A 16,498-nucleotide genomic window follows, 5' to 3' on the forward strand; every position below is an offset into this window, starting at 1 on the left:
CTCACCCCGCGCGGCCGTCCCCTGCCCTGCCGACGATCCGACACCCCCCGCGACCGCCCGAACTCCCCCGCGACTGACCCCTGCTCACCGCTGATCGCTCTAGGACGACGATGTCTCCACGGACAGGCGCCCGCCGCCGTCTCGGCTCCATACGTCTCTCGCTGATCCTGCTGGCCCTGGTTCCCAGCGTCACCCTCGCCGCCATGTGGGGTGTGACGACGATCCAGATGTTTTCCGAGGGCCTGCGGCTGCGGGACCAGACCGGCCTCAGCCGGTCGACCGGGGCCATGGGTACCGACGCGACGCTGGCGCTGCAGAAGGAACGCAGCCTGTCGGCCGTGCTGCTGGCCTCGCCCGACAGCTCCCGCAGCGCCCTCGACGCGCAGCGGGAACGCACCGACAAGGCCATCGCGACGCTGGTCGGCCAGTCCGACCGGATCCGCGAGGCACCCACCCGTATCCGCGACCGGATGTACTCGGTCATCGCGTCGGTGGGCAGCCTGGAGTACTACCGGGGGCAGGTGGACAACCCCACCGACATCACCCCCGAGCAGGCGCTGGACCAGTACACGTCGATCATCGACGACCAGATCCACGCGTTCCAGGAGATCTCGCAGGTCGACGACGGCGAACTCACCTCGCAGGCGGGCCCGCTCGTCGCCCTGGAGCACTCGGCGGAGCTGGTCTCCCAGGAGGACGCCCAGCTGCACCTGGTGTGGCCGGCGGGCAGGCTCGACGACGAGTCGTGGAGCCACTTCACCCAACTGGTCAACGCCCGGCGCTTCCTCGTCGAGGACCAGCTCATCCCGTCGCTGCGCGGCTCGGTCAAGACACAGACCGAGCGGATCCTCCAGGGCTCCGACTGGAAGTCCCTGGAGACCGTCGAGGAGCAGGTGCTCGCGGCGCGCGCGAAGGGCGGCGACGGCGGACGGATCGACCTCCCGAACGCGGAGAAGCGCTGGACCACGGCGTACGACAAGCTCCGGCTGCAGTACTCCACCCTGATCCAGCAGGAGACGTCGGCGCTGCTGCAGCGCAGTGACGACCAGGCCGAGGCGCTGCTGATCAAGGCCGCCGCGCTGAGCGCCGCCGGACTCGTCGCCCTGCTCGTGTGCGTCTTCATGTCGTGGCGCATCACCCGCTCCCTGTCCCGGCGGCTGCGCGGACTGCGGATCGCCACCCTCGGTCTGGCCGAGGAGCGGCTGCCCGACGTGGTGGCGCGCCTCGACCGCGGCGAGACGGTCGACGTGGAGTCCGCGACGCCCGAGCTGGACTACGGCCGCGACGAACTCGGCCAGGTGGCGCAGGCGTTCAACACCGCGCAGCGCACGGCGGTCAACACCGCGGTGGAACTCGCCGACACCCGGCGCGGTTTCCAGAAGGTCATCCTCGGCATCGCCCGGCAGAGCCAGAACCTGGTCAACCTCCAGCTCACCAAGCTCGACGCGCTGGAACGCCAGCACCAGGACCCGGAGATCCTCAAGGGCCTGTACGAACTCGACTCCACGGCGAGCCAGTTGCGCCGCTACGAGGAGAACCTGGTCATCATCAGCGGTGAACGGCCCGGCCGCAGCTGGACCGAGCCGGTCGCCCTGATCGACATCCTGCGCAGCTCGGTCGGCGAGGTCGCCGAGTACCAGCGCGTGGAGGTGCAGACCGACGAGGAGGTCTTCCTCGCGCCGCCCGCGGTGGCCGACGTCATCCACCTGCTCGCCGAACTCATCGACAACGCGACCACGTACTCCCCCGCGCCCAGCCCCGTCGGGGTGCGGGCCGGGCTGGTGGCCAAGGGCCTCGCGGTGGAGATCGAGGACCGCGGGCTCGGCATGTCCGAGGACGACTACGCGTCGTTCAACGCCCAGTTGGCGGTGCCCCCGCAGTTCGACGTGGTGGCCCTCGCCGACGACCTGCGGCTCGGCATGTTCGTGATCGCCCGGCTCGCCAACCGGCACGGCATCACCGTCACGCTGCGCCCCTCGCCGTACGGCGGCACGACCGCGATCGTGCTGGTCCCCTACGAGATCGTGGTGCGCGAGTCCCCGGAGTCCGTCGCCGGGAGCACGCGGGGAGCCGACGAGGCGCGCAGGCCGGCCGGGGAACCGGTCCGGGCCGCCGTCGCCGTCGCCACGAGGAGCGCGACCGCGCGGGACTTCGAGAACAGCGAGAACGCCGGGAGCGCCGAGGACGGCACGCCGGACGGCCCCGCGCACGAGCGCCCGAGGGAGGCGCAGCCCGTCGCCCACGCGCGGAGCGCCGAGGTGCCCGCGGCACGGGCCGGTACCGTCAGGCCCCGTCCGGACGCGGACCGTGCCGATACGGGCCACGCCGGTGCGGGCCGTTCCGTACCGGGCGGCCTCCCGGCACGCGACGGCCTCAGGGCGCTGCCGCGCCGGGTGCCGCAGACCAGCCTGGCCGCCGAGTTGCGTGAGGACTCCGCGGCCGACGAGACCGACAGCTCCCTGGACGACTTCACCGCGGAACGCGCGGCCTCCTCCCTTGCCGGATTCCAGCGCGGAACACTCCAGGCACGTGACAACGACGCGGATCCGTCGTACGACCAAGGGGAAGAAGCCGCGCCCGAAGGCGCTTCCGTCACCTCGACTCCGCCCGCTGACCGCTCATGAAGGACAGAGAAATGACACGCCCCATCCCTGCCACGCACAGTCAGCTCGACCAGCTGCTCACCGGACTGGTGGACCGGGTCGCCGAGGTGAACCAAGCCGTCGTGCTCTCCGAGGACGGACTGGTCGTCAGCAGGTCCACGGGGTTCCTGCGGGACGACGCCGAGCGGCTGGCGGCGACCGCGTCCGGTCTGATGAGCCTCAGCAAGGGCGTCAGCATGGACTTCCGCGGCGGGCCCGTGCGGCAGGCGCTCATCGAGATGGCCAACAGCTATCTGATCCTCACCACGGCGGGCCCCGGTGCCCATCTGGCCGTGCTCACCAACCGGGGCGCGGACGTCGGTGTGGTCGCGTACCAGATGAACATGCTGGTGAAGAAGATCGGCGAGCATCTCAGCGCGGCTCCGCGAGCCGGCGTCGCCACCGACTCCGGCGAGTGAAGTGAACGGAGGCGACTCGGCGGGCCGTCTCGTCCGGCCGTTCACGCTGACCGGCGGGCGCACCCGGCCCAGCCGCGCCGACTTCACCCTCATCACGTCGGTGACCACGGTGGATCCGCCGCCCGCCCGGGGCGCGCGGACGCAGCCCGAGCACGCGCGGATCCTGCGGCTGTGCGCGAAGCCCCTCGTGGTGGCGGAACTGGCCGCCCAGCTCGATCTGCCGGTGAGCGTGGTCTGCATCATGCTCTGCGATCTGCTGGAGGCGGGCCGGATCACCGCCCGGGCACCGCGTGAGATCTCCCGCACCTCGGACCTGGACCTGCTGCAGAAAGTGAGGGACGGCCTTGGCCGGCTCTAGCCCCGTCATCCAGGGGACCTCAGCACCCGACACGGTGAAGATCCTGATCGCCGGCGGATTCGGCGTGGGCAAGACCACCATGGTCGGCTCGGTCAGCGAGATCGTGCCGCTGCGCACCGAGGAACCGCTCACCGCGGCCGGCCTCGGCGTCGACGACCTGGGCGGCATCCCGGAGAAGCACGCCACCACGGTGGCCCTGGACTTCGGGCGGATCACGCTCAGCCAGGAACTCGTGCTGTATCTCTTCGGCACGCCCGGGCAGCAGCGGTTCTGGTTCATGTGGAACGACCTGGCCATCGGCGCCCTGGGGGCCGTGGTGCTGGTCGACGTCCGCCGCCCGGAGTCCAGCTTCGCCGCCATCGACTTCTTCGAGCGGCGCGGTATCCCGTTCGTCGTCGGCGTGAACGGTTTCCACGGCGAGCATCCGTACGAGCCGGAGGAGATCCGGGAGGCCCTGGCGCTGCCGGAGAACGCGCACGTGCTGCTGTGCGACGCCCGGGACCGGGACTCGTGCCGGGACGTACTGATCGCGCTGATCGACCAGTTGATAGCGACCTCGGCGCAGAGCGACGGAAGCGGACGGCCCGGCGGCCCGGCCTGAGAGCGGGCGGGCCGGGCGGCGCAGGGGTGAGCAAGGCAGGGGTGAGCAGGGCAGGAGCGGGCCGGGCAGCGGGTGGGCTTGAGACCTGGTGGGCGTGGGCACAACAAAGAAGCCGGAGCCGTGTGCGCGACGGCGGGCCGTCCACGCCCCGTCGGCTTGCGGACACCATGGCGTCACACCGGGTGGGCATGTTTCGGCCGTCCCCTCCTGCCTCGCCGTGACCGTCCGCCCGCCCCGCGCGGGTATGACGCGGAAGGACGACGTGCGCCGTGTCCTCGCTCCCGCTCGAATCCGTCCCCCGGGCGCTCCCCACGCCCGCCGCCGCTCCACCGCTCTCTGCCGTTCCCTCCCCCGATCCGGCTCCCTCGCGTCTCCCCGCGGTCGGGCGCCCGGTCCGCTGGGCGCTGACCCTGCTCCCACTGGCGCTGATCGCGGTGTGGGCGGCGGCCGACTGGCGGACCGTCCGCGACGGAACCGCCCGGCTGGCCGCCGCCGACCCCTGGTGGCTGCTCGCCGCGGTCCTGTGCACCTGCCTGGGCTGGGTGGCCGCCGCCTGCGTACGCCAGGGCGCCGTTCCGGACCGGCTGCCGCCGGGACTGCTGCTCGCCTCGCAGTTCGCCGCCGGTGCCGCCAACCATGTGCTCCCGGCGAGCATCGGCGCCCACGCCGTCACCCTGCGCTTCCTCCAGGGCCGGGGCATACCCCTGGCCCGGGCCACCGCCTCGCTCGCGCTGTACTCCCTGGTCAGACCGATCGCCAAGACGATGGTGCTGCTGGTCTTCGTGGTGGCCCACCCGGACCTGCTCCACCTCGGTGAACTGGTCCCGGACGAACGGACCATGGTCCTGGTCGCCGGGTCCGTCGCCGCCGGGTTCGGTACGGCCGTGCTGCTCGTGACGACCGTACGTCCGCTGCGCCGCCCGGCCGTGGACTGCGTACGCACCGCCCTGACCGACGTACGGCTGCTGCACCGGCGGCCCGCCCGGATCGTCGCCCTCTGGGGCGGGGCGGCGGCGACCCCGCTGCTGCAGGGGAGCGTGATCGCCACGGTCGGCTTCTCGCTCGGGCTCCCGCTGTCCTGGACGCAGGTCGTCCTCGCCCTGCTGCTGGCCAGTACGGCGGTCGGAGCCGTCCCCGCGCCCGGCGGGATCGGCCCCGTGGACGCGGCGCTGGTGTTCACCATGGTCGCGTTCGGCGCCCCCGTGGGCGTCGCGGCGGCGACCGTCGTCGGCTATCGCGTCCTGACGGTCTGGATACCGCTGCTGCCGGGCGCGCTGGTGCTGTCGGCGCTGGTGCACCGCAGGGTGCTGTGAACGGCGGAGGTCGTCCCGCCCCGGCTACGAGCCGGTTCGGCCGCGATCGATCTCCGCCACATGGGACACGTTCTCGCGGTCGTCGGCGTCCGTGCTGGGCTCGGCGCCGAACCACGCGTCGAGGATCTCCTCGAGCAGCGGTCCGGACGTCAGCCGCAGCCCGAGGGCCAGCACGTTGGCGTCGTTCCAGCGGCGGGCGCCCTCGGCCGTGTAGGCGTCCGTGCACAGTGCGGCCCGTACGCCCGTCACCTTGTTCGCGGCGAGCGACGCGCCCGTGCCGGTCCAGCAGCACACGACCGCCTGGTCCGCCCGCCCGGCGGCGACATCGCGGGCCGCCGCCTCCGAACACACCGCCCACCGCGCGTCGCCCCCGGGCGACAACGCCCCGTACGCCCGCACCTCGTGGCCGCGCTCGCGCAGTTCCGCGACCAGCGCGCGGGCCACGGGTTCGTCCATGTCCGAGGAGACGGAGATCCGCATGCGCCGGAGACTACCGGGCGGGACCGCCGGACATCCATCGTCCGTCACCTGCCGGCCGGCACCCGACACCCGTCATCCGTAGGCGGCGACCGCGGTCCGGACGAACGAGCCGAGTACGGGGTTCGTGTCGCCCTGGTTCCAGGCCAGCACCACGCGGCTCGGTGGCATGTCGATCAGCGGTACCACCGTGAGCCCCCGCGCCGGCGCGTGGCCGAGGAGCGTCATACCGACCGTGCCGTTCCACAGCACGGCCTGCTGACACTCCTGCACCGCCCGCACCACGGGCCCCTCACGGGGTTCCCCGCCGCTCCAGTACGACTGCCAGAACGGATCGGTGCCCGCCGGGAACCGGAACCAGCGGCGGCCGGTCAGGTCGGCCAGCTTCAGGCTCTCCCGGCGGGCCAGCGGATCGTCGGCGCGCAGCAGCGCCCCCACGGGGTCGGCCCGCAGTTCGCGCACGGCCAGCCCGGTCTCGTCGAACGGCCCGCGGGTCAGGGCGATGTCGACCGCTCCGGCACGCAGTCCGCAGGTCGGATCGGTGAGGTCCGTCTCGCGGACGCGGACCTCGACGTGCGGGTGCAGCCGGCGGTGGGCGGCGGCCAGCCTGAGCGCGCCCGGGTCCGTGCTGTCCCCGAGGATGCCGACGGTGAGGAGCGCGGCACCGGCCGCCGCGGCCACGCGTTCGCGGATCCGGTCGGCCCGGTCGAGCAGGTCGCGCGCCTCGTCGAGCAGCAGGGCCCCGGCCGGAGTGAGCGCGACCCCGGCGGAGGACCGGTCGAACAGCGCGGCGCCCAGCTCGCTCTCCAGCCGCCGGATCGCCCGGCTCAGCGGCGGCTGGCTCATGTGGAGCCGGGTGGCGGCCCGGCCGAAGTGGAGTTCCTCGGCGACCGCCACGAAGTAGCGCAGCGTGCGTAGCTCCATGGGCGCCACGATAGCCAGACCGGTACCTCCACTGATACCCGTACGGTATCGAGGTGCCGGAACGGGTCTTGGACAGCCGGGGTGCCCCCGCAGTGTGATCAAGGCATGACTGACGCACTCGAACTCACCTACTGGATCCTCGCCGGCCTGCTCGCCCTCTTCTACCTCTACGGGGGCGGGGTGAAGGTGGTCAGGAGCCGTGAGGGGCTGCGCCCGATGATGGCCTGGGTGGACAGCACGCCGATGCCGGCCGTCAGGGCGATCGGCGCGATCGAGGTGCTGGGCGCGATCGGGCTGGTCCTTCCGCCGCTGACCGGCATCGCGCCCTGGCTGGCCCTGGCCGCGGCCATCGGGTTCGTGGTCCTCCAGATCGGCGCGACCGGGGTGCACCTGAAGCTCGGGGACCGGCGGATCGCCCTCAACATCGCGCTTCTCCTCACCGCCGCGGTGACCGTCTGGCCGGCGGCGGTCCGGCTGTGAGCGCGTTCACCCCGGATGCGGCTCGCGGGTGCGGGGGTCGCGGTCCGAGGGGATGCCCTCCGCCCCGTGCGGTGGGGGCGTGAAGACCCGCTGAAGGCTCGCTTCGAGGTCGTCGAGGGCCTGCCGCGCGGTCACGATCCGCTCGCGCAGCTCGCGTTCGGCCTCGATCCCCGCACGCTGCAACGGCACCGGCACCGGCACCGGCACCGCAGGGAGTACGCCGGCCGCGCCTCGCGCCTCCTCCTGCTCGCGTTCCAGGTCGCGGGCCTCGTCGAGGGAGCTGATGACGACCCCGATGAGCACGTTGACGAGGACGAAGGAGGCGAGCAGCACGTAGGAGGCGTAATAGACGATGCTCCAGCGGGAGATCTCCAGGCCCGCGCGGACCGAGTCGCCCAGGCCGTCCAGGGTCATCAGGAGGAAGAGGGTGAGGACGGCGCGGCCGAGGGAGCCGAAGTGCTCGGGGTCGCTCTCGGCGAAGGCGACCCAGCCGACCATCGCGTACACGTAGAGCAGCAGGGCGCCGACGATCAGGAAGCTCAGGGTGCCGGGCAGGCTGCGGCCCACGGCGACGAGGAAGACGCGCAGCTGGGGCAGGAACCTGGCCGTGCGCAGGACGCGGGCCAGGCGCAGCAGCCGCAGGATCGTGCCGTTCTCGCGGACGACGGGCAGGAACGCGGAGAACACGACGGCCAGGTCGAACAGGTTCCACGGGTCGCGGAAGAAGTCCCGCGGGCGGTCCGCGTGGGCGCCCGCGCGCAGCAGGATCTCCACCGTGAAGGCCGCCAGGAAGCAGTGCTCGACGAGCTTCAGCTGCCCGTGCCAGCGGTGGACGACGCCCGTGTAGGTCTCGATGCCGAGGATCAGCGCGTTGGCGATGATCAGCGCGAAGACCGCGACGGCGAACCAGCGGGCCTCGGTGACACCGCGGCAGCGTGCGGCCAGGGCGGCCCGGGAACGGCGGCTGCCGGGTAAGTGTGTGGCCGCGTCTTCCGTCATCGCGCGCTTACAGCTCCCTCTTCGTGAAGTCGTACACCCCCGCCAATTTCTACACTACTGTAGAAATAAGCGATGCCCGAGCCGTTCCAGGCCGACCGGGCACACCTCTCACACGTACGGAGATCTCATGGCCCTGTGGGACCGCATCAAGGATTCCGCGTCGACGATGCAGAACCAGCTGGTGGCGAAGAAGAACGACCTCAAGAGCGGCGCCTTCCGCGACGCCTCCATGGCGATGTGCGCGCTGGTCGCCGCCGCCGACGGCACGATCGACCCGTCCGAGCGCCGCCGGGTGGCCCAGCTCATCGCCACCAACGAGGTGCTGCAGAACTTCCCCGCCGACGACCTCCAGCGCCGCTTCGACGCCAACCTCGACAAGCTCGTCGCGGACTTCGACTTCGGCAAGGTCAGCGTGCTGCAGGAGATCGCCAAGGCCAAGAAGAAGCCCGCCGAGGCGCGTGCCGTGGTCCAGATCGGCATCGTCATCGGCGGCGCCGACGGCGACTTCGACAAGACCGAGCAGGCCGTCGTCCGCGAGGCGTGCTTCACCCTCGACCTGCCGCCGCACGAGTTCGACCTCTGAGAACCACCGCTGCCGGACGTACGGCGGGACGGGCGGGACCGACGTGGCGGACGGGACGGGCGGGGCGGGCGGGGCGACTGCCTCGGCCGCCCCGCTCGTTCCGCAGGGGTCACAGGATGCCGTCGGGGTCGAGGCCGGTTCCCACCGTCAGGGTCACCACGCCCGCGGCGGCGTCCGACCCCTGCGCGGCCCGCGTGTCGGGCAGCCGCGACGCCAGTACCTTCGCCTGCGCGCCCATCCCCTGCGGATAGGTGGCCGTGGTGGCGCGGGTCGTCTCCGGGGCGTTGCCCGTGCCGACGACCGTGAACCCGGCCAGGCGCAGTTTCGCGGCGACGACGGCGGCCCGCCCCGAGACGCCGGTGCCGTTGAGGACCTGGACGCGGACACCGGACGCGTATATCAAGTCGTCCTTGGCCTCGGCCTGGAGTGCCTTCTTGTCGACCTCCTTGTCCTTGGCCAGGGAGGTGAACAGGTCGTCGGCCTGCGGATACTGCCACACGACGTTGGCCTTGTCGGCGGCCACGTCCGCCTCACGCGGGTAGTTGGGCACGGTGAGGAAGGTCAGCTTCTTGCTGGGGATGCCCTTCACTTCGGACGCGAGACCGTACAGCGGCTTGATACCGGCCAGGTCCTCGTCCGTGGTCAGGGACTTCGTGGCCGACTGCAGGAAGTCGTACAGCGAGGTCGGGCTGGTCAGCTTCGACTGCGCCTTCTTGGCCAGCGCCTCCATGAACTCCTGCTGGCGGCCGATGCGCCCGAGGTCGGACCCGTCACCGACGCTGTACCGGGCGCGTACGTAGCCGAGCGCCTCCTCGTCCTTGACGGTCTGGCAGCCGGCCTCCAGGTCCAGGTGGGCCTTCTCGTCGTGGATGGCCTGCTCGGGGCAGACCTCGATGCCGTCCAGGGCGTTGACCATGCCCTTGAAGCCCTGGAAGTCGACGGACATGAAGTGGTCGATACGCAGTCCGGTGTTGGCCTCGACCGTCTTGATGGTGCAGGCTGCGGCTCCCGCGACCTCGCCGCCGATACCGCCGATCGCGAACGCCTCGTTGATCTTGGCGTGGTGCGGGGTCGAGGTGCTGTCGTCACCCTTCTCGCACGCGGATATCTGCACCCAGGAGTCGCGCGGGAACGACACCACGGTCGCCCATTTCCGGTTGGCCGGGACGTGCATCACCATCAGGGTGTCCGACTGCATGGTGGTCAGGCCCTTGCCGTACTTCCCGTTGTCCCCGTCACGGCTGTCCGAGCCGACGACGAGGATGTTCTTCGACCCCGGGCTGAGGTTCTCGGGACGGTCCCCGCCGAGCTTGTTGTCGATGTCGGCGGCGCCGATGTTGCCGTTCAGGTCCTGGTATATCCAGGCGCCGACCCCCGCCGAGGCGAGGACGAGCACCGCGAACACCCCCGCCGTCCAGGCGACGATCCGGCCCCGCCGTGTCAGTCTCGTCGGCTTCGCCGCCCGCGCCGAACCCGTCCCCCGCGCCGACCTGCTTCCGGCCGGAGCGTGCCGCCGCTGTCCCCTACCGCCCACAGGCGCCCCTTTCCCGCGCTCGGCCGCACTCTCCGGCCGGCCCCTGACTCATGAGCGCCCAGCGCCCCCGTTACTCCGAACGGCGAAACTCTACATTCATGTAGAGATACGAACGGGAGGCGGGTACGACTCACCCCGCCGACCGGCCGCCCGGCCCCCGCTCACAGCGGTGTCGCCGCGTGCAGGATGAGAACCATCGTCACCGCGGAGTTCGCGGAGGACAGCGCGGACACCGCGGTCCCGGCCGCCGCGCCCCAGGCGGCGAGGCCCACCGAGGTGAACACCGACGGCCAGGTGCGCGGCACGGGCGCGGGGCCGAGCAGCGCGGCGACCCTGCGCGGCACCGGGCCCGGCGCGGCGAGGCCCGCGAGCGTGGGCACCGGGGTGCCGCGGGAGACCAGGGCGGCCTTGCCGATCGCGCAGGCCACGGCCCGGCGGCTGCCGACGACCTGTGCGGCCTCCTCGTCGGCCCACCGTTCCGCCGTGTAGGACACGGCGGTGCACAGCGGACGCAGGAACGGGTTGGCGCGCGCGGCCAGTTGGGCGGCGAGCAGGAACCTGTGGTGATGGGCGGCGAGGTGGGCGCGCTCGTGGGCGAACAGGGCGCGCCGCTCGGACGGTTCGAGACAGGAGAGGAGCGCGGTGGTCACCACCACCCGGTCCCGCCGCCCGCCGGGGAGGGCGTACGCGTACGGCACCTCGTCGGGCAGGACCGCCACCTCGGTGCCGGGCAGGTCGGCGAGCGCCAGGTGGGCGCGCCGGCGGACCCGCTGGTGCCGCCACAGCGTGCGCCCGCAGACCAGCAGCACCGCGAGGAGCGCCGGGATCGCCAGCTTCCCGGCGATCTCGTCGTACGGCACGGCCTCGCGCACCTCGGGATCGGACCAGCCGTCGGGCAGCGGGTTGCCGGGCAGCTGGGCCGTGCCCACCACCATCAGCAGCCCCAGGCAGACCGTGCTGCACACCGCCATGACCACGGCGAGGCCGGTCAGCAGGCGAGTGGCGGTCCGCGGATACAGCCGCAGCTCGGCGAGCCGGGCGATCGGCCATGCCGTCAACGGCAGGACCAGCGGCAGAAAGACGAACACCCCCATGAGGCTTCAGTCTTCCCTCTCCGCCTCGGGGTGGGCCAGCAGTTCACGCAGCAGTCGCTCGTCGTTCGGCTCCAGCGACGTCACGAAGCTCGCGAGTACGGCTTCCCGGTTCCGTTCGCCGTCGAGGACCCGGCGCATCCGGCGGGCGGCCAGACCCGCCTCGTCCGACGCCGGGGTCCACGCGAAGGACCGGCCGACGCGCTCACGCGTCACCGCTCCCTTGGCCAGCAGCCGGGTCAGGATGGTGATGACGGTCGTATAGGCGAGGTCGCCACCCAGCCGCTCCTGCACCCAGCCCGCCGTCGCGGGCCCGTCCGCGGCGCGCAGGGCCGCCAGGATCTGGGCCTCCAGCTCGCCCTGTCCCCGCCGCGGGGGACGCTGCCGCTGGTCCGTCACGCCCGGTCTCCCTTCCGCCGACTCCGAAACACGGGTGGTCCATCGTATCGACGCCGAACGACCACGCATGACGCCGATGCGCCGAGGCGGGGCGACCACCCACGACGCCCATGCGCCGAGGCAGGGCGGCCGACCCTGACATCCACGCGTCGGCGCCGGGCCGCCGACCCTGACTCCCACACTCGCCGCCACGCTCTGCCGGGCGTCGCCCAGCCGCCTCGCCCGGTTCTCCGACCGGCATGCGGGGGGCGCGGGCGTCGCTGCGGGCGGGGCGCGGGCGGCGCTGCGGCTGGGGATTCGCCGGGCACGGTCCCGACGCTGCGACCGGGGCTGCGACCGGCGCGCGGCTGAGGCGCGGGCGGGGCAGGGGTCAGCGCTGCGGCCGGGGATTCGCCGGGCATGCTCCCGAGGCTGCGACCGGGGCACGGGCGGGACACGGACGGGGCTGCGGCCGGGGTGCGTAGGGCGCGCGCCCGACGCTGCGGCCAGCGCTCCGACAGGCGCACACCGACGCCACGACCGGCGCTCCGACCGCCGCGCGACCCACGCTCCGACAGGCAGCCCGACGGGCCAGCGCCCGATACCGCGCTCCGACAGGCAGCCCAGCGGGCCCGCGCCCGATGCCGCCGCCGACACTCCACCTGGCACACGCCCCACACCTCACCCGGAAGCCCGACCGGCGCGCGCCCGCCATCTCGCCAGGAAGCCCAACCGGCGCCCGCCCCCGCCGCGCCCGGCACTCCGACCCTCATACGGCCGAGGCTTCGCCGGGCGACGTACCCGACGCTGCGGTCGGGGCTCCGAGTGGCGCGCCCGGCGCCAATCGGGGGCCGGAGACCGCACCCCACCCGCCCCGGAGGGGCCTCCGTGCCCCTCCAGCCCCACCCTTCACCGCCGTACGGCACGGCGAAGTCGTGACGAAGGCGCCGCCTCTTCCGCTTTTTCTACAGTGTTGTAGATTTTATAGCGGGGTCCCGGACGGGTCCCCGTCCCTCACGCATCGAGCACACATCGAGCACGCATCGAGAAGGAGTACGCAGTGGGAGTTTCCCTGGCCAAAGGCGGCAATGTCTCGCTCAGCAAGGAGGCGCCCGGCCTGACCGCCGTGCTCATCGGCCTCGGCTGGGACGTACGGACCACGACCGGCGCCGACTACGACCTCGACGCCTCGGCCCTGCTGCTCAACGCCTCCGGCAAGGTCCTGTCCGACCAGCACTTCGTCTTCTACAACAACCTCACGAGCCCGGACGGTTCGGTCGAGCACACCGGTGACAACCTCACCGGCGAGGGCGAGGGCGACGACGAGTCCGTCAAGGTGAACCTCGCGACCGTGCCGGCCGAGGTCGACCGGATCGTCTTCCCGGTCTCCATCCACGACGCCCATGCCCGCGGCCAGAGTTTCGGCCAGGTCCGGGGCGCCTTCATCCGCGTCGTCAACCAGGCGGGCGGCGCCGAGATCGCGCGCTACGACCTGTCCGAGGACGCCGCCACCGAGACGGCGATGGTCTTCGGCGAGCTGTACCGCCACGGCACCGAGTGGAAGTTCCGCGCGGTCGGCCAGGGATACGCCTCCGGGCTCTCCGGCATCGCCTCCGACTTCGGCGTCAACGTCTGACGAAGCCTCGGCGTCCGACACGGACCGCCCGCCCCCGGGCCTGATCCCCGGGGGCGGGCCCGGTACGACCCCCGCCGGACGGGGCCCCGCCGCGCCACCCGGGCGTATTCTCCGAACAGGCACTGGCAGGCGCGAGGGGGAGCGCTATGCGGCATGTGCGGTACGTGGTCTGGGGCGGCGCGTTCGTGGCGACATCGGCGGTGCTCGCCATCGCCGTCGTCAACGGGGAACTCGGCGACACCACGATCCTGACCACCGTCCTCGGATTCGGGATCGCCGCGACGGGGCTCGCCCTGAATCTGGTGCGTACCTCCACCGACGGCGGACCACGCCCTTCACCGGCCGAGGTCCTGGGCGCACGCGTCGAGCAACTGGCCGCGGCGGTCGAACAGCAGTGGCAGTCCGAGTGGCGGCTGCGACGCCTGCAGGACCCGGAGCCCATCGCGGTGCACTGGTCCTCCGCGGAACCCTGGCTGGCCGATCCGCGGGAGCCCGGCACGGACGGGCCCGAACCCCCGGACGACCGCCTGGAGAACATCGCGGCCACGCTGGACCGCGTGGCGTCGCGGCGACTCGTCGTCCTGGGCGAGCCGGGCAGCGGCAAGACCGTACTCGCCGTCCGGTTCACGCTGGACGTCCTCGCGTCACGGGACGCGGGGGCGCCCGTGCCCGTGGTGGTGTCGATGTCGGACTGGCGCCCGCACAGCGAGAGCCTCGACACCTGGCTGGCGCGCTACATCGCTGGCCACTACCCCGGTGCGTCCTGGGCCCGTGAACTCCTCGACGCCGGCCGGGTGATCCCCGTACTCGACGGGCTCGACGAGATGGCCCCTCCGCTGCGCACCGCGGCGGTACGCCGGCTGAACACGGACCTCGACGACGGCCGTCCGCTGCTCATGACCTGCCGCTCGGCCGTGTACGCCGACGTCGTGCGATCCAGTGACGTCTTCACCTCGGCGGCCGTCGTGGAGCTGCGGCCCCTCGGTTTCGAGACGGCGGCGGCCCATCTGCTGCGTACCGCCCGCCCCGTCCGCGGCCCCGGCGGCACCCGCACCACCGCCTGGCACCCGGTGATCGACCGCCTGCGCGCCGATCCCGACGCCCACCCCTGCGCGGCGTTACGAGCCGTACTGCGCACGCCGCTGATGGTGACCCTCGCGAGGACCGCGTACGACGACACCGACGCGGACCCGGCCGAGCTGCTCGACGACGGCAGGTGGGACGACCGGGCGCAACGGGAAGCTCAGCTGGAGGCGCATCTGCTGGACGCCTTCGTACCGGCCGCCTTCCGGGACGAAGGCGGCCGGGTGGACACGGCACTCGACACCCTCGGCTTCCTGGCCCGCCACCTGGAACGACAGGGATCACGCGAACTCGCCTGGTGGGAACTGCGCCGCGAACTGCCTCTGCCACTGCGGACGATGGGGCCCCTGCTGGTCGTCGGAGCCCTCGCCACGGCGGTCATCCTGCTGACGACGGGATCGGAGCGCGGCTGGGCGGTCCTCATCACAGCCGGCTTCCTGGTTCCCCTCTGTGCCGGGCAGGCCTTGTTCCTGCGGAGCGACAGCGGTCCCGCAGGCGGGCTCGGACCGGACGGATCCACGAGGACCGGGCGCGGACGCGTACCCCGTGAACTCGTCTGGGTGCTGGTGGGAGCCGTACCGCTCGGACTCGTCGTCGGTATGACAGGAAGCCTCACCCTGAATAGCTACGCCCTCCCGGTGCAGCGGTGGCAGTGGCTGGGAAACAGCGCTCTGGCCATGACCGGGGGCCTGGGCCTGGCAACCGCCATCGGAGTTCTCGGTATGCTGGGGAGACCGATCCCCACCACCCTTCCGCTCACGACCGGACAGGGCGGGCGCTCCTGGCAACGACACGCCCTGGCGATCCTGGTCGTGGTGGCTGCTGCGGCGATCGGCGTTCTGGTACCGGCCGCGCTGATGCTTCCCTTCCGTATCAGCGCGCTCTGCGCCACGGCTCTGGGGATCGCGGTGACCGTCGTGCTCTGGCGGAACCCCGGCACGGCGGGCCGAACGCTCTCCCCGCCCCGGGCAACCGCCGGTCGCCGGGCACGCCCGCGCGGCCGGCTACTTCCTGTCGTGGGGCGCGGCATGGCCAAAGGGCTGGCGGCGGGATTTCTGCTCGGTCTGGCGTTCGGCGTCACCAACGGCTCCACCGTGGCCGTCCGGGCCGCCGCGGACCGGGACGACCACCCCGCGGGCGGTTCGTGGCACACGTCTGCCGACGGCGGGAGTGTGCTCGTGGCCCATGGTTGGAGCCACCGGGAACTCGCGGACGGCACGCGCGTCGTGTCCACGCCCGGTCCTGTCCGCTGGGCCGTGGAACGAGACACCGACGGTGGCGTCTACTCGATGACCATGACCACACTTGCCGAGGGCTGCACCGGTGTGTGCGAGACCTTCGACGGTCCGGTCGAACTGCGCGAGCATCCTGGTCGAGGAGACCTCCTGGCCAAACTGCCCGACGGCACCTTCGCCCAGGACTGGGACCTGCAGGACGGACTGCCGTCGGGCACCCGACGCTGGCTGCAGTGGAGCGCCCCCGAAGCACTCCTCGGCCGGGCCGTGGGCGAGGGACTCGCCTTCGGAATCTCCCTCGGCCTGGTCAGCGGCCTGACGGTCGCGCTCCACCGCTGGCTGGTCACCCCCACCGACATCGCCCGGGCCGGTACGCCCCTGGACGGTCTGCGCGCGGACCGGGCGACGGCCGTGAGCCGAGGCGTCCTCCTGTTCCTGATCGCCTCCGCCAACGCGGCCCTCGTGTTCCGGTCCTGGTTCGATACGGCGTTCGCCGATGGGTCGCTCGTCATCTGGCTGGTCACCGCGCCCCTCGCCATCGCTCTGAGCGCCTGGGGCTGGCTGCTCGTCACCCGGTTGTGGCTGTGCGGTACGGGACGGTTGCCGTGGCGTCTGATGCGGTTCCTCGAAGACGCCCACCGCAGAGGAGTACTCCGGCAGGCGGGCGCCCTGTACGAGTTCCGGCACGCCCGCCTTCAGGAACGGCTGGCCACGAGGCTCGACGAATGAGCCTCGTGAGCCCTCG

15 protein-coding genes are annotated in these 16,498 nt (G+C 72.3%); 9 read left to right on the forward strand and 6 right to left on the reverse strand.

Annotated features, from left to right (window positions below):
• The first annotated feature begins 110 nt into the window (after nucleotides 1-110).
• From ACFVH5_RS24160 to ACFVH5_RS24180, 5 genes are all read left to right on the forward strand, one after another.
• Entirely contained in the window at nucleotides 111-2,624 is a 2,514-nt protein-coding gene (locus ACFVH5_RS24160; RefSeq protein WP_385835770.1) for a nitrate- and nitrite sensing domain-containing protein, read from the forward strand.
• Nucleotides 2,625-2,635: 11 nt separating this feature from the next.
• The gene (locus ACFVH5_RS24165; RefSeq protein ID WP_107021990.1) at nucleotides 2,636-3,061 is read left to right on the forward strand and encodes a roadblock/LC7 domain-containing protein; all 426 of its coding nucleotides are present in this window, start codon (nucleotides 2,636-2,638) and stop codon (nucleotides 3,059-3,061) included.
• A gap of 1 nt (nucleotide 3,062) precedes the next feature.
• On the forward strand, nucleotides 3,063-3,419 hold the full coding sequence (locus tag ACFVH5_RS24170; RefSeq protein ID WP_385835771.1) for a DUF742 domain-containing protein: 357 nt from the start codon (nucleotides 3,063-3,065) through the stop codon (nucleotides 3,417-3,419).
• Nucleotides 3,406-4,020 carry an ATP/GTP-binding protein gene (locus ACFVH5_RS24175; RefSeq protein ID WP_385835773.1) on the forward strand — a complete coding sequence of 205 codons (615 nt, stop codon included), beginning with the start codon at nucleotides 3,406-3,408 and terminating at the stop codon, nucleotides 4,018-4,020. The genes ACFVH5_RS24170 and ACFVH5_RS24175 overlap by 14 nt, the downstream gene beginning before the upstream one ends.
• A gap of 269 nt (nucleotides 4,021-4,289) precedes the next feature.
• On the forward strand, nucleotides 4,290-5,333 hold the full coding sequence (locus ACFVH5_RS24180) for a YbhN family protein (RefSeq protein ID WP_385835775.1): 1,044 nt from the start codon (nucleotides 4,290-4,292) through the stop codon (nucleotides 5,331-5,333).
• 24 nt (nucleotides 5,334-5,357) lie between these two features.
• Here ACFVH5_RS24180 and ACFVH5_RS24185 read toward each other — a convergent pair whose 3' ends face one another.
• Nucleotides 5,358-5,813: an RpiB/LacA/LacB family sugar-phosphate isomerase gene (locus ACFVH5_RS24185; RefSeq protein WP_385835776.1), complete on the reverse strand. Its 456-nt coding sequence runs from the start codon at nucleotides 5,811-5,813 to the stop codon at nucleotides 5,358-5,360.
• A gap of 72 nt (nucleotides 5,814-5,885) precedes the next feature.
• Nucleotides 5,886-6,734, reverse strand: coding sequence for a LysR family transcriptional regulator (locus tag ACFVH5_RS24190; protein ID WP_385835777.1), 849 nt, complete (start codon nucleotides 6,732-6,734; stop codon nucleotides 5,886-5,888).
• A gap of 105 nt (nucleotides 6,735-6,839) precedes the next feature.
• Between ACFVH5_RS24190 and ACFVH5_RS24195 the strand changes: the two genes are divergently transcribed.
• A complete protein-coding gene (locus tag ACFVH5_RS24195; RefSeq protein WP_385835778.1) occupies nucleotides 6,840-7,214 on the forward strand; it encodes a DoxX family protein in 375 nt (124 codons plus the stop codon).
• Nucleotides 7,215-7,220: 6 nt separating this feature from the next.
• Here ACFVH5_RS24195 and ACFVH5_RS24200 read toward each other — a convergent pair whose 3' ends face one another.
• Nucleotides 7,221-8,213, reverse strand: coding sequence for an ion transporter (locus tag ACFVH5_RS24200; RefSeq protein ID WP_385835779.1), 993 nt, complete (start codon nucleotides 8,211-8,213; stop codon nucleotides 7,221-7,223).
• 127 nt (nucleotides 8,214-8,340) lie between these two features.
• Between ACFVH5_RS24200 and ACFVH5_RS24205 the strand changes: the two genes are divergently transcribed.
• On the forward strand, nucleotides 8,341-8,796 hold the full coding sequence (locus ACFVH5_RS24205) for a tellurite resistance TerB family protein (protein WP_107021983.1): 456 nt from the start codon (nucleotides 8,341-8,343) through the stop codon (nucleotides 8,794-8,796).
• A 109-nt stretch (nucleotides 8,797-8,905) separates the two neighbouring features.
• Here the strand turns inward: ACFVH5_RS24205 and ACFVH5_RS24210 are convergent, their stop codons facing one another.
• The 3 genes from ACFVH5_RS24210 to ACFVH5_RS24220 form a co-directional block, all read right to left on the reverse strand.
• The gene (locus ACFVH5_RS24210) at nucleotides 8,906-10,240 is read right to left on the reverse strand and encodes an LCP family protein (protein ID WP_384810043.1); all 1,335 of its coding nucleotides are present in this window, start codon (nucleotides 10,238-10,240) and stop codon (nucleotides 8,906-8,908) included.
• A 251-nt stretch (nucleotides 10,241-10,491) separates the two neighbouring features.
• Nucleotides 10,492-11,424 carry a M56 family metallopeptidase gene (locus ACFVH5_RS24215; RefSeq protein WP_384809979.1) on the reverse strand — a complete coding sequence of 311 codons (933 nt, stop codon included), beginning with the start codon at nucleotides 11,422-11,424 and terminating at the stop codon, nucleotides 10,492-10,494.
• Nucleotides 11,425-11,430: 6 nt separating this feature from the next.
• Nucleotides 11,431-11,820, reverse strand: a complete 390-nt coding sequence (locus ACFVH5_RS24220) for a BlaI/MecI/CopY family transcriptional regulator (protein ID WP_384809981.1) — start codon at nucleotides 11,818-11,820, stop codon at nucleotides 11,431-11,433.
• 1,039 nt (nucleotides 11,821-12,859) lie between these two features.
• Between ACFVH5_RS24220 and ACFVH5_RS24225 the strand changes: the two genes are divergently transcribed.
• On the forward strand, nucleotides 12,860-13,435 hold the full coding sequence (locus ACFVH5_RS24225; protein ID WP_384809983.1) for a TerD family protein: 576 nt from the start codon (nucleotides 12,860-12,862) through the stop codon (nucleotides 13,433-13,435).
• Between the two features lie 146 nt (nucleotides 13,436-13,581).
• Nucleotides 13,582-16,482, forward strand: a complete 2,901-nt coding sequence (locus tag ACFVH5_RS24230; protein WP_385835783.1) for an NACHT domain-containing protein — start codon at nucleotides 13,582-13,584, stop codon at nucleotides 16,480-16,482.
• The last annotated feature ends 16 nt before the right edge of the window (nucleotides 16,483-16,498 follow it).

It is taken from the genome of Streptomyces sp. NPDC127119 (assembly GCF_042677425.1).
In the GTDB taxonomy this organism is placed as follows: domain Bacteria; phylum Actinomycetota; class Actinomycetes; order Streptomycetales; family Streptomycetaceae; genus Streptomyces.